Source organism: Pseudomonas sp. SWRI111, assembly GCF_014268555.1.
In the GTDB taxonomy this organism is placed as follows: Bacteria; Pseudomonadota; Gammaproteobacteria; order Pseudomonadales; family Pseudomonadaceae; genus Aquipseudomonas; species Aquipseudomonas hamedanensis.
Genome location: NZ_JABWQQ010000007.1, coordinates 74736 through 89968, shown reverse-complemented (window position 1 = coordinate 89968; position 15233 = coordinate 74736). Strand labels below are relative to the sequence as shown.

At 60.5% G+C, this 15233-nt stretch carries 10 protein-coding genes; 3 read left to right on the top strand and 7 right to left on the bottom strand.

The window, feature by feature from the left end:
* Positions 1-43: 43 nt before the first annotated feature.
* A complete protein-coding gene (locus HU755_RS10990; protein ID WP_186632408.1) occupies positions 44-745 on the top strand; it encodes a hypothetical protein in 702 nt (233 codons plus the stop codon).
* Positions 742-1380 carry a hypothetical protein gene (locus HU755_RS10985; RefSeq protein ID WP_186632405.1) on the top strand — a complete coding sequence of 213 codons (639 nt, stop codon included), beginning with the start codon at positions 742-744 and terminating at the stop codon, positions 1378-1380. Before HU755_RS10990 ends, HU755_RS10985 begins: the two co-directional genes overlap by 4 nt.
* A gap of 22 nt (positions 1381-1402) precedes the next feature.
* Here the strand turns inward: HU755_RS10985 and HU755_RS10980 are convergent, their stop codons facing one another.
* The 7 genes from HU755_RS10980 to prmA all read right to left on the bottom strand — a co-directional run bounded on the left by HU755_RS10980 (position 1403) and on the right by prmA (position 11067).
* Positions 1403-4177, bottom strand: a complete 2775-nt coding sequence (locus HU755_RS10980; protein WP_186632402.1) for a response regulator — start codon at positions 4175-4177, stop codon at positions 1403-1405.
* A gap of 99 nt (positions 4178-4276) precedes the next feature.
* Positions 4277-5572: a phosphoribosylamine--glycine ligase gene (purD, locus tag HU755_RS10975; protein ID WP_186547499.1), complete on the bottom strand. Its 1296-nt coding sequence runs from the start codon at positions 5570-5572 to the stop codon at positions 4277-4279.
* 146 nt (positions 5573-5718) lie between these two features.
* Positions 5719-7326, bottom strand: a complete 1608-nt coding sequence (gene purH / locus HU755_RS10970; RefSeq protein ID WP_186632399.1) for a bifunctional phosphoribosylaminoimidazolecarboxamide formyltransferase/IMP cyclohydrolase — start codon at positions 7324-7326, stop codon at positions 5719-5721.
* An 83-nt stretch (positions 7327-7409) separates the two neighbouring features.
* Positions 7410-7730, bottom strand: a complete 321-nt coding sequence (gene fis / locus HU755_RS10965; RefSeq protein ID WP_003221275.1) for a DNA-binding transcriptional regulator Fis — start codon at positions 7728-7730, stop codon at positions 7410-7412.
* Entirely contained in the window at positions 7727-8737 is a 1011-nt protein-coding gene (dusB, locus tag HU755_RS10960; RefSeq protein WP_186547495.1) for a tRNA dihydrouridine synthase DusB, read from the bottom strand. The genes fis and dusB overlap by 4 nt, the downstream gene beginning before the upstream one ends.
* 185 nt (positions 8738-8922) lie before the next feature.
* A complete protein-coding gene (locus tag HU755_RS10955) occupies positions 8923-10158 on the bottom strand; it encodes a DUF3426 domain-containing protein (RefSeq protein WP_186632396.1) in 1236 nt (411 codons plus the stop codon).
* A gap of 30 nt (positions 10159-10188) precedes the next feature.
* Entirely contained in the window at positions 10189-11067 is an 879-nt protein-coding gene (prmA, locus tag HU755_RS10950) for a 50S ribosomal protein L11 methyltransferase (RefSeq protein WP_186547491.1), read from the bottom strand.
* A gap of 193 nt (positions 11068-11260) precedes the next feature.
* On the opposite strand from prmA, the gene HU755_RS10945 reads away from it, so the two are divergent.
* The gene (locus tag HU755_RS10945; protein ID WP_186632393.1) at positions 11261-15223 is read left to right on the top strand and encodes a type III effector 1; all 3963 of its coding nucleotides are present in this window, start codon (positions 11261-11263) and stop codon (positions 15221-15223) included.
* Positions 15224-15233 lie beyond the last annotated feature (10 nt).

Here is a 15233-nt window from a genome sequence, read left to right as displayed (position 1 = left end):
GGCAGTCATGATGACTGCCTTTTTTTGTTGGGGAGGAAGTAATATGGAGAGCGAGTATTCAACTCTGGTTGTCGGTGCGTGTATATTGATAGTTCCTGAGCATGAAGGGCAGGAAGTTTACAGTGGGTTGATCGAGGCGACGTTGCTGGCGCAGTTGGTGGCCAATAAACAGACCGAGAATAATCGGCATATCAATTGGTACAGCGCTTATGTGCAGGTTCTGGATGATTTCTGGCTGCGCCAGCAAAAATCCAGAGAGACGTGGCAAATCAACAGCACCACTGCAGAAACGGCGTTGCAACTGTTTACCGCGGCGTTGCCCCGTCATGCGCCGCTGCAACAGCGTGTAATGGCCACCATCCTGGCGAAGATTGCACAATTGCCGAGCGACGACGCGGCCCTCCAACGGCTGCACAGTTACATGAACAAGCCTGCAGCGGCTGGTTCGAGCGATTTGCCAGCGACGATGACGCCGGTGCGTTTGCTGGTTATTTGCGCGGATTCTCCCACCTCGATCACAAGCGTCTACGCCGAGTTCAAGACGCGAGAAGCGTTAAGCCCCAATCCATTTCAGCAGATCTACCAAGCGGGCGATATTCAAGGTCCGGTTCAGGTGTATCACGCCCGGGCGAACCTTTCCGAAACCCGGTATGGGGTCGCGCGCGATGCGATTGCCAGGAAAGTCGCGGACAGGCTTGCCGGCAGTGTGGCGGTGTTGACGTTGCCAAAGGAAATTACACCATGACAGCACTGATTGCGCCGCAGGCTGCGGTGGTGGGAGGCAGCGTCGTGGCATTCGCCAACGGCGTGCAAGCATCCCAGCGAGAGGACATCTACATGAGCACCGCTTTTGCGCAAAACGCGACGCGAGCGGCGTTACAGGATGGGCTGGTGGGGGACTGGTTCACGTACTACAGGAACGTGCTCAGGGTTATCGGGTGGGACGTGCCGAAACCAACTGCATTGACACCGTCTGGTGCTCGGATGGCCGGTCAGGCAGTGCAGGGCATCGAGACTGTCATCGGCGAGGCGTATTCCGAGCCTGTGCGGCGTGCGCTGCTGGCCATGGAGCGCAACACATCGGCGCTCAAACTGTTCGAGGACACAAGCCTGCGCGGCAATGTCGGCTACTTTCAAATGATTCCCTGCCTCCCGAGCGGCCCGAACAAAGTGCAGATGGGCATTTATCACCGGCAATTCCAGGTCAGGCAACAGGTCAGCGGTTTTCTCTTCGGTGGCAATCCGGCAATTATCCACAATAGCGTTGAACAGATTGCTGTCATTACCTTCAACACGTTGCATTACGCCCAGTTTCGGGAAAAGGTAAAAAAGTCAGTGGTGTCTGGCTCGCTCAAATACCTGAGTAGCCTCGACATCTGATCGAAGGGCGGCGCGAACTCATTCAGAAGGTCGATGCTGTTCGATTCTGCTGATCGCGTTGCGCGACCCAGTGTTCGATCAGCTCGCGCAACTGCGACAGCTCGACGGGTTTGGACATGTGCCCGTCCATGCCCGCCTGACGCGCGCGTTCCTTGTGTTCGGCAAGGATGTGCGCCGTCAACGCGACGATCGGCGTGCGGATGCGCTGGTTGCTGACTTCCCAGGCCCGCAGCTGCTGGGTCGCGGAGAAACCATCGAGGATCGGCATTTCACAGTCCATCAGCACCAGATCGTAACGCTGGGCCTTCATCGCTTGCAGCGCCTCTTCACCGTTGCTGGCGGTATCAGGTTGCAAGTTGAGCTTGCCGAGCATGCCGCGAATCACTTTGGTCGAGATCGTGTTGTCTTCGGCGACGAGGATGCGGAAGTCGCTCGGCACCTTGGCGGCGGTGGCGGCCGTGACGACTTGCGGCTGGAACACCACCTGACCTTTGTTGCGCTGGTTGAGCTCATCGGCCAGGGTGGTCTTGAGGGTGTAGCCGGCCACCGGTTTGGCCAGAATGCGCTTGATCCCCGAATTGCGCGCGATGATTTTGCTCGGCGCATTGCTGATGCCGGTGAGCATGATCAGCAGAATGTCGTGGTTAAGGCTCGGGTCTTCCTTGATCTTGGCCGCAAGCTGCATGCCGGTCATGCCGGGCATGTTCTGGTCGAGCAGGACCACGTCGAAATAGTCGCGCAGGTGCGCTTTGGTGCGCAGCAACGCCAGCGCTTCTTTGCCCGAAGGCACGGCGCTGACATTCAGGCCCCAGGCGCTGCATTGCTGCACCAGCACTTTACGGCAGGTGTCGTTGTCGTCGACCACCAGCACCCGTGCGCCTTGCAGCGGGCTGTCCAGATCCGAGGTCGGGTGTTCCAGGCGGTCCGGGTCCAGCGGCAGGGTCAGCCACAAGGTGCTGCCCGCCGTGGCGCCGCTCTTGATACCGAACTCGCCGTGCATCAGGCGAATCAGTTGCCGGGCAATCACCAGGCCGAGATTGCCGCCCAGGCGATTGGCCGAAAGAAAGTGTTTGCTGTGCAGCTCGGCGTGCATCAGCGCATCGCGTTCTTCCGCCTCCATCGGCACGCCGCTGTCCTGCACGGCGATGCGCAGGCGCGGCTTGCTGCTGCGCTCATCGAGGGCGACGACGATCAGCACTTCGCCTTCGTCGGTTTTTTTCAGGGCGTTTTCCAGCAGGCTCAGGAGGGTCTGGCGCAGGCGCGTCGGGTCGCCGCTGATCACGCGCGGCACTTGCGGCTGGATGAAACTGATCAGCTCGACATTCTGCTGCTCGGCCTTGGCCCGGTAGATGCTCAGGCAGTCGTCGATCAGGGCGTTGAGGTCAAACTGTACGTCGTCCAGTTCGATCTGCCCGGATTCGAGCTTGGAGATGTCGAGGATCTCGTTGATCAGGGTCAGCAGTTCGTTGCCGGCGCTGTGGATGGTTTGTACGTAGTCGCGTTGCTTGACCGAGAGCGGCGTGCCGAGTAGCAACTCGGTCATGCCCAGTACGCCGTTCATCGGGGTGCGGATTTCGTGGCTGATCTTGGCGAGGAATTCGGCTTTGGCGTTGATCTCGGCATTGCTCGCGGCGAGGTCGCGGCTGATGCTGAAACGGCTTTCGGTGATGCTGCGCTGTCGCTCGCCCAGGGCGATGCTCATCAGCAGGCCGCTGATGCAGATGAACACCATCAACGTCATGATCAGGCCTTGCGGCGCGACCAGGGTCAATCCCAGCAACGCCGGAAGGATGATCAGCGTGCCGATGTTGAACACCACCATCGCCGCGACGAACAGACGCGCCGGCCGGTAGCCTTTCTGCCAGTGGTAGAACCCCACCAGCAACATGCTCAGGCCTGCCAGCGCCACCAGCGCATAGGTGATGATGTTCAGCGGCAGCGTGTTGACGAACAGCAACAGCAGGCTGCACGTCACGATCAGCACAATGTCTGTCAGCAACAGCTTGTTCAGCGGGTGCGGCCCGAGCGGGGAGAAGAAGCGCAAGGCGAACATCAGCCCGGCCGGGGCGGTCAACAGCAACGCCAGATAGGCGCCGGGTGTCTGCAAGGCATGCCAGTTCGGCAACCACGGCCCGGCCAGATTGAGCAACAGCAGCAGACTCAACCCGAGCAGACCTTCACAGACCGCCAGCCACAGGCTGCTGCGCGAGCGGGAATAGGCGTAGCGCACCAGATTGTGCAGCAACAGCATGCCCAGACAACCGAACAGCAGGCCGAAAATCAGCGTCTGGGTCTGATTGGCCGCGCTGACTACCGCAGACTGCAGGGTAATGTGCGGGCGCAACTGATGGTCGGAGACCATGCGCAGATAAACGTCGAGGGGCTTGTCGCTCAGCGGCAGCGGCAGCATGAAGTCGCTGCTCGGCAGGGGCCGCTCAGCCTGTGGCTGGTCGGTGCCGGTGTTGCGTTGCTCGATCAGCTTGTCGCCGTCGAGCACGTAAAGATTGAGCTGTGACAGGTCAGGGGCAAAGATGCGCAGCACTTGTTCGTGCTTGCCCGGTGCCAGCCTGAAACGCAGCCACAAGGCCCCCTCGGGTTCGGCCGCCGTGAGGCGCTCAAGATCGATGGGGCTGAATTGATTGGTGTAGCGAGGGGAGCGGATATCGCTCAGTTGCAGGCTGCCCTGATCGTCAAGCAATACCGACCAGCCACTGCCTTGGGCGGCCTGGGCCGGGAGCATGCAGAGCAGGGTCAGCAAAGTGACGGTGAAGCTTATGGCATTCCTGAGCCAGCGCACGGCGAGATCCCTTCGTAGGTTGAAGCCAGAATATAACGATGCGCGACGGCGGAACAGCCCGGCGAGCAATGGCATTGCGCGCCGGGCGAGGTGGACCGCTTATTCCTGGATTTCGCCACGTTCACGGGCAATGGCGCGGTAGCCGATGTCCTTGCGGTAGAAACAGCCTTGCCAGTCGATGGCCGCCGCGAGTTTATAGGCTTGCTGCTGGGCTTCGCTGACGCTTGCGCCCATGGCGGTGGCGCAAAGTACGCGACCACCGGCGGTGACGACATTGTCGTCCTTCAATGCGGTACCGGCGTGGAAGACTTTACCTTCCAGATTCGCGGCAGCCTCCAGGCCGTTGATCGCTGCGCCCTTGGCGTAATCGCCCGGGTAGCCGCCAGCGGCCAGCACGATGCCGACACTCGGACGCGGATCCCACTGTGCTTCGACTTTATCCAGCGCTTGGGCCAGTGCGGCTTCGACCAGCAAGACCAGGCTCGATTGCAGCCGCAGCATCACCGGTTGGGTTTCCGGATCACCGAAGCGGCAGTTGAATTCGATGACCTTCGGATTGCCCGCCTTGTCGATCATCAGACCGGCGTAGAGGAAACCGGTGTAGACATTGCCTTCTTCTGCCATGCCACGCACGGTCGGCCAGATCACCAGGTCCATCACGCGCTGATGCACGTCGGCGGTCACCACCGGGGCAGGGGAGTAAGCGCCCATGCCGCCGGTGTTCGGGCCGCTGTCGCCGTCGCCGACGCGTTTGTGATCCTGGCTGGTGGCCATCGGCAGGACGTTCTTGCCGTCGACCATGACGATGAACGAAGCTTCTTCGCCGTCGAGGAATTCTTCGATGACCACGCGCGAACCGGCATCGCCGAACGCATTGCCGGCGAGCATGTCACGCACGGCGTCTTCGGCTTCGGCCAGGGTCATGGCAACAATCACGCCTTTACCCGCAGCCAGACCGTCGGCCTTGATCACGATCGGCGCGCCTTTCTCGCGCAGATAAGCCAGGGCCGGCTCGATCTCGGTGAAGTTCTGGTAATCGGCGGTCGGGATCTTGTGACGGGCGAGGAAATCCTTGGTGAAGGCTTTCGACCCTTCCAGTTGCGCAGCACCGGCGGTCGGACCGAAGCAGTCCAGGCCACGGGAACGGAACAGATCGACCACGCCAGCGACCAGCGGCACTTCCGGGCCGACGATGGTCAGGGCGACGTTTTTCTCGGCGAAGTCGGCCAGTTGCTCAAGGGCGAGTACGTCGATGGCAACGTTTTCGCACTTGGCCTCAATCGCCGTACCGGCGTTGCCCGGTGCAACGAAGACTTTCTGCACGCGCGGATCCTGAGCCACTTTCCAGGCCAGGGCGTGCTCACGGCCACCGCTGCCAATGATCAAAACATTCATTTCAAAAACCTCAAATTCTATAGACGCCGCAGGTGCGCTTTATGTGGGAGCGGGCTTGCTCGCGAATGGGCCTGTCAGTTGATGCAGCTTTGACTGATACACCGCCTTCGCGAGCAAGCCCGCTCCCACATTTCGTTCCGGTTGAATCAGTGACGGAAATGGCGCATGCCGGTGAATACCATGGCGATACCGGCTTCATCGGCAGCGGCAATCACTTCAGCGTCACGCATCGAGCCACCCGGCTGGATCACGGCGGTAATGCCGACCTTGGCCGCGTTGTCCAGACCATCGCGGAACGGGAAGAACGCATCGGAGGCCATCACCGATCCGGCAACCTGCAGACCGGCATGCTCAGCCTTGATTGCAGCGATGCGCGCCGAGTTGACGCGGCTCATCTGGCCGGCGCCGACACCGATGGTCTGGCGGTTCTTGGCGTAGACGATGGCGTTGGATTTAACGTATTTGGCAACTTTCCAGGCGAAGATCAGGTCGTGGATTTCCTGCTCGGTCGGGGCGCGTTTGGTCACGACTTTCAGGTCATCGGCGCTGATCATGCCGATATCGCGGCTCTGTACCAGCAGACCACCGTTGACGCGCTTGTAGTCCCAGGCAGCAGCGCGGTCAGCCGACCACTCGCCGCAGGCCAGCAGGCGCACGTTGGCTTTGGCCGCGACGATGGCGCGGGCTTCTTCACTGACCGATGGCGCGATGATCACTTCAACGAACTGACGCTCGACGATCGCCTTGGCGGTCTCGGCATCCAGTTCACGGTTGAAGGCGATGATGCCGCCAAAGGCCGACTCGGTGTCGGTGGCGTAGGCCAGTTCGTAGGCCTGACGGATACCGCCTTCGGCGTCCGGGCTGACAGCGACGCCGCACGGGTTGGCGTGCTTGACGATCACACAGGCTGGCTTGACGAAGCTCTTCACGCATTCCAGCGCAGCGTCGGTGTCGGCCACGTTGTTGTACGACAGCTCTTTGCCTTGCAGTTGGGTCGCGGTGGCGATGCCGACTTCGGCAGGTTTGGCTTCAACGTAGAACGCCGCGCTCTGGTGCGGGTTCTCGCCGTAGCGCATTTCCTGAGCCTTGATGAACTGGCTGTTGAAGGTGCGCGGGAATTCGCTGCGACCTTCGGTGGTCAGGGTTTCGGCCGCCTGATTCACGGTGCCCATGTAGTTGGCGATCATGCCGTCGTAGGCGGCAGTGTGTTCGAAGGCCTTGAGCATCAGGTCGAAACGCTGGGCGTAGGTCAGGCCACCGGCCTTGAGGTTTTGCAGGACGTCGGCGTAATCGCTGGCATTCACCACGATCGCTACATCTTTATGGTTTTTTGCTGCCGAACGGACCATGGTCGGGCCGCCGATATCGATGTTCTCGATGGCAGTCGGCAGGTCGCAGCCAGGCTTGCTGATGGTGGCTTCGAACGGATAGAGGTTGACCGCCACCAGATCGATCGGCTTGATGCCGTGCTCGCTCATGATCGCGTCGTCGATACCGCGACGACCGAGGATGCCGCCGTGGATTTTCGGGTGCAGGGTTTTCACCCGGCCGTCCATCATCTCGGCGAAACCGGTGTAATCCGCGACTTCCACTGCGGCAACGCCGTTGTCGCGCAGCAACTTGAACGTTCCGCCGGTGGAGAGGATCTCGACGCCCAGGGCTTCAAGCTCCCTGGCGAATTCGAGGATCCCGGTCTTGTCGGAAACGCTGATCAAGGCGCGGCGGATCGGCAGGCGGGTAGTCTGGTCGGTCATCTCAATTTCCATCAAAAGCAAAGGAAGTCAGCAAAAAAGGCGACCGTTTTTTACGCGGGCGCCTTTCTGGTTTGATTGAATGCTTACAGCAGATCGTACTGCTTGAGTTTCTTGCGCAGTGTGCCGCGGTTCAGTCCCAGCAGCTCACTGGCCTTGGTCTGATTGCCCTTGACGTAGTTCATCACGCTTTCGAGCAGGGGCGCCTCGACTTCGGAAAGCACCAGGTTGTACACGTCCGTGACGGACGCGCCCTCAAGGTGGGCGAAATAATTGTGCAGCGCCTTCTCGACACTCCCGCGAAGGGTCTGGCCTTCTTCGCTCGGCGTATTGAGGTGCTGTTTCAAATTCACGTTGTCGCTCACGGGTGCTGTTCCACTCACTAAAGTCTCGGTCATCATCGTCATGCGGCCACCCCTTCTTCGTCCCCTGTCAGGCTCTTGTAACGCTCGGCGAAGAACTCCCGAACGTTGGCGCATTGTGTTTCCGTACCATCCAAACGATTGAAACGGGCGCGAAACTCCCTGGCGCCCGGCAAGGTTGCGAGATACCAGCCCACATGCTTGCGGGCAATGCGCACGCCCATCACGTCCCCATAGAAGGCGTGAAGGGCGGCCAGATGCTCAAGCAGAATGTGTTCCACTTCGATCAGCTCCGGTGCCGGCAATTGCTCGCCGGTACGCAGGAAGTGCTCGATCTCGCGAAAAATCCATGGCCGCCCCTGGGCGGCACGGCCTATCAGCAGGCCATCGGCACCGGTCGCGTCGAGCACGTAACGGGCCTTTTGCGGCGAATCGATATCGCCATTGGCAAACACCGGAATCGACACCGCCTGCTTGATCGCGGCAATCGTGTCGTACTCCGCTTCCCCTGTGTACAGATCGGCGCGCGTGCGGCCATGCACGGCCAGCGCGGTGATCCCGGCCTGTTCGGCGATCTTCGCCACGGTCAGGCCGTTCCTGTTGTCGCGATCCCAGCCCGTGCGGATCTTCAGGGTGACCGGCACATCGACTGCCGCCACGACGGCCTGCAGGATCTCGGTCACCAGTGCTTCGTCTTTCAACAACGCGGAACCGGCGGCCTTGTTGCAAACCTTCTTTGCCGGGCAACCCATGTTGATATCAATAATCTGCGCGCCCAGCTCGACGTTCGCCCGGGCCGCATCCGCCAGCATCTGCGCATCGCCACCGGCAATCTGTACCGAGCGTGGCTCGGGATCGCCTTCGTGGATCATGCGCATGCGCGACTTGCGGGTGTTCCACAGGCTCATGTCGCTGGTGACCATTTCCGAGACGACAAGCCCTGCGCCCAGACGCTTGCACAGCTGACGAAAGGGCTGATCGGTGACGCCCGCCATCGGGGCGAGAATCAAGCCGTTCTGCAATGTGTATGGGCCGATGCGTACCGCCGACATAGGACTTCCCTGAAGTGGGGCCGGATCATGAGAGTTCGAAAAAGGGTTGGCATGATACCCGCTCTCGATGACTGGTTAAAGGCTCAATTGAACAAAATCTGAACAGTTATTCCGTTATCGCCAGCGGTTTGGTTGCATGGGGTGCAGTCAGAAAACCGCCGTCAATCCGGAGCCGGTCCAGCCGTTCACTCGGGCGAGTGGAAGCTCAGGCTGTAATTCACCGCTTTCGGGCCTGGATCGAGAATATCCAGCGCGATGTGGATCGGTGTTTGCGGCGGCATTTCCGCCAGGCCTTCCAGATCGCCGCTGAGGTATTCGCCGGGCTTGAAGCGGCGACTGGCGATCAGGTGACCGTTGAGATCGGCAAAGCGTAGCTCAAGCAATGGAAACGGTTGGGAGAATGTGGCGCGGTTGTAGATGATCGCGTCGACCACCAGCGCCCCGCTGAACTCGGGATGGCTGCGCACCACCAGGTTACTGCTTTTGATTTTGGCGATGTCGACCTTCGATGGCACGGTGCAGCCGATCTGCGGGCAGACCTGCTGGAACCACGGGCGGTATTGATCCTGGCGCGCCAGTTCGTCGAAGTGATAGGCGATGTACTGGCCGGCCAGCGCGGCGGCTGCCAGCACGACCAGCACCAGCCAGAGCAGGCGCCGACCCCACGGCGAACGGCGTTTCTGCCAGTCCAGTTGCAGCGGGTCGTCGGTCAGGTCTTGCAGCACTTCGGCGCGGACGCCGGGCTCGGCGCGACCGCGTTTCTTGCGCTGCGGTTCGATCGCGGGCAAGTCGTCGTCTTCGTCGGCTGACAGGCGCTCGCGACGGGCGTTCGGATCGATCGGATCGTGCAGGCGCAGTTGCGGGATCGCCGGCTCGTCATCCAGGTCCACCGGTTCCAGCGACAGCGAGGGTTCCGTGCGCGCGGATTTGACCGGCTCGATCTCGACCGCCGGCGGGGCGTCTTCGAGGTCTTGCGGACGTTCGTTGGCAGGTTCGCTGAACAGGCTGTCCGGCCAGACGGCTTCGTCCGGTTCCGGGCTGTCGCGGCGGGCGCTCAAGGCGTCTTCGCGCGGGCGGCTGAATTCGCTGATCGGCTGGATCTCGCGTTGTTCGAGGCGGGCGAGCTCCTCGTCCAGATCGAGGCTGTCCAGGTCCAGCTCCGAGGCACTCCATTGCTTTTGGCTGATCGCCCGCGGTGCGGCTGTGTCAACGGCCGGCGATTGCGCTGCCGGAGCGGGTTGGGCTACCGACGGTGCCACCGGATCCTTGCCGGCGTGTTGCTCGAGCAACTGCCTGGCGGCGTTGAACACTTGCAGGCAAGAGCCGCAGCGAACCACCCCGCGGGCCACGCTCAACTGAGCATGGTTGACGCGGAAGCTGGTCTGGCAATGCGGGCACTGGGTGACGAAACTGTCGGTCATGCGGCGATCCGGTTCAGGCAAGCGGTCATTTTAGCGCCGACGCCCGGTGATGCGCACCCAGCCATCGCGATTGGCAATCGGGTCGAGGTCGAAGTCCTGCGCATAAGCCGCCGCGACCTCTTCGCCCTGCTCGGCGAGGATGCCGGACAGTGCCAGGCGCCCGCCGGACTTGACCAGGCTGGACAGTTGCGGCGCCAGGGACACCAGCGGGCCGGCGAGAATGTTGGCGACCAGCACGTCAGCCTGAACCTGCGGCAGATCTTCTGGCAGGTACAACGGGAACAACTCGTCGGCGATGTTGTTGCGCCCGGCGTTATCGCGCGAAGCTTCCAGCGCCTGTACGTCGATGTCGGTGCCAACGGCTTCTTTAGCGCCGAGCAGCAGCGCGGCAATCGCCAGAATTCCCGAGCCGCAGCCGAAATCCAGCACGTTGCAGCCTTTCAGGTCCTGGCCGTCAAGCCATTCCAGGCACAGTGCCGTCGTCGGATGGGTGCCGGTGCCGAACGCCAGGCCCGGGTCCAGCAGCAGATTGACCGCGTCGGGTTCCGGCGCGGCGTGCCAGCTCGGCACGATCCACAGACGCTGGCCGAAACGCATCGGCTCGAAGCCGTCCATCCAGCTGCGCTCCCAGTCCTGATCTTCGATGACTTCGCTGTGGTGCTCGGGCAGCGGGCTGCCGGTCAGCAGTTCGAGGTGGGCCAGGACCGGCGCAGCTTCGGTGCCGCCCTCGAACAGGGCCAGCAGATGAGTGTGCGACCACAGCGGTGTGGTGTTGAGTTCCGGCTCGAAGATCGGCTGGTCTTCGGCATCCATGAACGTCACCGAGACGGCGCCGACTTCAAGGAACGCGTCCTCGTAGGTTTCGGCTTGTTCCGGAGTGATGGCGAGACGAACTTGCAGCCAAGGCATGGCGGGCACCTTTGAAAATCTGTGGGGCAGCCCGAAGCTGCAAAAGCGCGCAGTTTACGCCAGGTCGCCGGCAAAGTGGACACGGCCGTTTACTGTTACAGATTCCCTGGTTCGATATACATATGTATCGCCGGAGGCGGATGAGTGGCCAATAGAGTGAGGGCTCACTTCAAGGCATAAAGGGCTGGGCGATATGACGGATCAACAAGGGATTGCAGGCGACACGTTGCCGACAACGACTGAGCCGGCGGGGACTGCGCAGGAAGTGCTGCTGCGGGTGACACGCTGGCAGGTGATGACGGACAAGCGCCTCGGTAGCCAAATGACCTTGCTGGAAGCGATTGAACACTTCGCATTGATCGAATTGCGCATTCATTACCCTGATGGGGTTATCGATCCGGGTTTCGTCATTTCCCTTGTCGATGCCGTGCTGCAAAAGCTCATAGACGGCAAACCGCTGATCTTCGTCGCCGTCAGGGACGCACCTTATCGCTGGCCCGGAGGGGCGGACCCGGGGTTACCTGCCGATCGCCGTGAGACAGTCATCCGCACCGTTGATACGGTCGCTGCGTATTGTCTTGAGCAGTACAAGCAATATCTCCATGATCACTGGCAGACCAAGGAGCTGGAGCCACGGTTCGACCGTATGATCGAGCGCAAGCTGCAGCGATATATCGATGAGATCGAAAAACTCTTCCATCCCGAGCAGCTTGCCGGACTGACGGCAGCTCGACTGCGCAACAGAATTGAAAAAATCCAGGAGCGTGGCGCGCGCCGGTATCGATTGACCTCACTGGCATCGCCCCGGGAGCGCAAAATTATCGAGGCGCTGGCCTTCGAGCAATTGCCGCACTGGTTGCGAGTGTTGAAGGAACCCGATCGACGTTTGCTTCATGACCATCAGGAACAGACCATGCAAGCCCAGGCCGTGCTCGACAACCTGCTTGAGGGCTACGGTTCGTTGCAGGCCTACGCTCGACAGCGAGCCATCGACTTCATCCAGTTGCAGCTGGACATGCAGGTCGAACCGGACACGACCCTGGTGCGGTTGGCGTGGCGTTCGGCGGTTGGTGAGCGGACGCAGAACCGAAGCCTGACCGAGCTGCTCGCCGGCGGGCCGATTGGTCGGGATTTCGCCTCGGTGGCGGGATTGGCCAGTGACACGCCTCTGCGTAATCAGCCACTGGAATCGCCCTTCATTGCCGACATGCTGGCGACGCAGGATCTTCCCACGGACTACCACCACGAGCTCGTTCGGCAATACGAGCGCGAAGACGTAAAAGAGGCATTGAGCGCCTGGTTTTCGCAGCGACTCAAGCAAAGTGCTTTTGTTGCCCGGTGTGCCGGGCATTTATCGGTCGCCGACCATGAGCGTCTCGAACAGGTATGGGATGGCGAAGCGTCGGTAACCCGTTTGCGCGTCTGCGGTTTGACGCTGCCCAACGGCATGAAGTGTGCCGATCTGCTGCTGTTCTATCGCGAAGAAGCTGCCGGCGGTGTTAGCGATCTGCTGTTGTATGCGCCCAACAAGCCAGACGGCCAGGAGTGGGTCCGACTGCCTTCACTTGTGGAGTTGAGCGGTGAATTGTGGGGATGGACCCAGACCGAGTCCGGACGTGAATATCTGTTGCGGCAGCTCTCGCCGGAAACCGGGGATAAAGCGCGGGCGTATCTGTTCAGTGTGTCGAACGATCCTCGCTTGTGGGGCATGAGCCGCGACATCAGGCGCGGCACAAAGACGTTCGTCGATTGCGTTGATGACGCCGCGCAAATGGGCCTTGCAAACAATCTCGAGCAGGTTGAGCAGGACCACTCGCCAGGCTGGTACGCGGCGCTTGGGCTTGAGCCACGACGACGCATCAGCAGCCTCAATCAGGAGTTAGAGGTTCATCAGCAGGTTCTCAGTGAGCTGCTGACCGGCTACGAGGTCTTCGTCGATTTTGCCAAACGCACCATCGCCGAAGCGATTACACCGTATCTGCGCAGCCGTAATGTGCTGGAGCCGGTTGATCCTGCCACGGTCCTGATTGACCACAGTGAGCCCGGCAATGATTACAAGTCGAAAGTCTCCAGTCTGCTCGATCTGGCCATTTACGGATACGATGAAAACAGGGGGATCAACCATCCGGATCGCGGCGTACGCTCGTCTGTCGGCCAGGACCTGAGTCAGCTGCGCAGTGCTGAACTGGCGCTGTACCTGCGCAGGGCCTATCTGGGAGACGCCTACGCCAGAGAGATTCGAGACAAATACCTCGACTCGCGCGATCCGGCTTATGACAGTCGCCGATATGCCTATCGCAATGTGTTGCTGTCGAAAATGGACCGTGACCTGCGGGTCGCCAGAAGTAAAGAGCAAATAAGTGAGACGGCTTACATTGCGCTGGTCCGGCAAGTCTCCCGGTTGAGCAATGGGGAGTTACCGAGCGGGCGGGGCTCGGGAGCCAGTATCGTGGCCCATGACGGCGTGTTCCGGTTCACAATTGGTGGGCATATCGTGTTGGGGGTTTATGTTTTTGTCTGGTTTGACCCTGATGCGGCTAGCTGGCTTTACATGCCGGACGCTCCCGATGGCGTGACGTTTCGCCGATATGAGAGTTTCTGCGGGGAAACGGCAGGCGCGCTGAATGACTACGTAATGTCGCGAGTGGCCGCAGGCGCGCGGCAAGCCGTTTCGCGCTATTTGCGGGCACTGACAGCGAAGAACATGCACGTCGATACGCTATACGAGTGGCAGCGTGTGGGTGATTGCCGGGGAGAATTCAATGCCTGCATTGAACGGGCGGTCACTGACGTAGCAGACATCACCACCAGTCGCGCCGAGGTGATCGAAAAGCAGGTAGTCAAGGGGCTGGTGTTCGCAGCAGCGCCTTTTTGCATTGTTTTCCCGCCCTTCGCTTTGCTGCTGGATGCCGCGTTTGTTGCCGCCAGTGTCACTCAAGCCATTGGCGCCCATCAGGAGGGTGATACAGACGCAGCACTGTTGCACTGGCTGGAAGCATCCTGGGGAGCTCTGTTCGCCATGGTCGGCGCAGGCAGTGCAATCAAACTCCTCGGGCAAGCACTCAGAAGCCTGAAGCAGACGGTAAGGCCCATATCATTACTGGCCGAGCGCCTGAAGAGCGGGACACCGGCAAGAACGAAAGAAACCTTGCCGATGGTGCGAGAGGTGCGCTTCAAGCCCAGGCAGGCTGTCGCCGAAACTCCTGATAATCTGCGGGCAGTGACCGATGACAGTATCTTTTTCGGCACCTGGCGCAGCGCGCCCAATGCGACGCACGCTCAACCTGCGTACTACATTCGCCACAAGGGCAAATATTACCAGGTCAAGAAGAATCCTCACTTCGAGGGGCTTAGCCTGATCGATGCGAGTCGCCCCTATGCGATCTATCAGCGGCCGATCCGTTTGACAGCCGGCGGCAAATGGACGCATGAACGGGTCGGGTTACGCGGTGGTAATGACCAGGTTCGCAACCTGGGTCGGATCAACGAACTGCGCGATGCGTTTCCTGGTCGCGTCGAGCCGCTGGTGGGCCGGGGGGCGATGCAGGGCGAGGCCGTGGTGGCGCGTTTCGCCCCCGCCTTGCAGGACAACTATCTGTATTCACTGAATGCCCAGACTTGTGTGATTGCATCGCTATACAACCCGACGACGAAGATAGGGGCGGTCATTCATTTTGATCACAATATCCGCTCGTTAATCGAGCGCAACGTCAGAGAAGTATTAACGCGAATGGGAGGGTCACCTCGAGACATTCGCGCCACCCTCGTTGGGGGAGACTGGTTGTCGACGGGCACTGACATCGGCGGTCCGGTCAGAAGCGTGTTACGCAGGCAAGGCGTGCAATCGACCTGGGATTATTGGTCGTACTCTTCCTGCCTCGGCAACAGCTACGGTATAGCGTTGAACCTGAAGAGTGGGATGTCCACAGTGTTCAAGAATTCCGCCCATCAGATGGACAAGTTGTACACCGCACTTTTATTGCGAGGAACGCCCTTTTCTGAAGCACTTCTGGTTCGCGCCGAAAAATTCAAGCGGCGTATAAAGACCAAACCGCTGCATGAAAATGCACCAGGAAACGTGGTCGATCACGCCGGCCGCAGGGCTACCGATGAAATGTTCGAGCAGCAGGCTTTCTCGCTGGTGTCGATAGGCTGATGCGTTTGTT